Origin of the sequence: Curtobacterium sp. MCBA15_016 (assembly GCF_001865105.1) — a bacterium.
In the GTDB taxonomy this organism is placed as follows: Bacteria; Actinomycetota; Actinomycetes; order Actinomycetales; family Microbacteriaceae; genus Curtobacterium.
The window spans coordinates 4,841-5,165 of the sequence record NZ_MJGR01000035.1 but is presented as its reverse complement, the minus strand read 5'-3'; the positions used below and the strand labels follow the sequence as shown (position 1 = coordinate 5,165).

1 protein-coding gene is annotated in these 325 nt (G+C 76.0%); it reads left to right on the top strand.

Annotated elements, in window-relative coordinates; translation table 11 throughout:
* Positions 1 to 325, top strand: a 325-nt coding sequence (locus BIV03_RS15770) for an FAD:protein FMN transferase (protein ID WP_139202014.1), incomplete at both ends; no start/stop codon positions are given.

Here is a 325-nt window from a genome sequence, read left to right as displayed (position 1 = left end):
CGACGCCGGAGCCGTCCTCGACGCCGCGAGTGACGGCGGCGGCGACTGGATGGTCAGCGCCGGCGGCGACGTGCTCGTCCGCGGACACCACCGCGCCGACGACCCCTGGAGCGTCGGCGTCGTCGACCCGGCCCACCGGGACACCGTCGTCGGCGTCGTCCGACTCGAGGCACCTCGTCGTGCCGTCGCGACCTCCGGCACCGCCGAGCGCGGCGAGCACATCTGGCGCCGGGCGACCCCGACGTTCGTCCAGGCGACGGTCATCGCCGACGACATCGTCACGGCGGACGTCCTCGCGACCGCGGTCGTCGCCGGCGACGAGGAC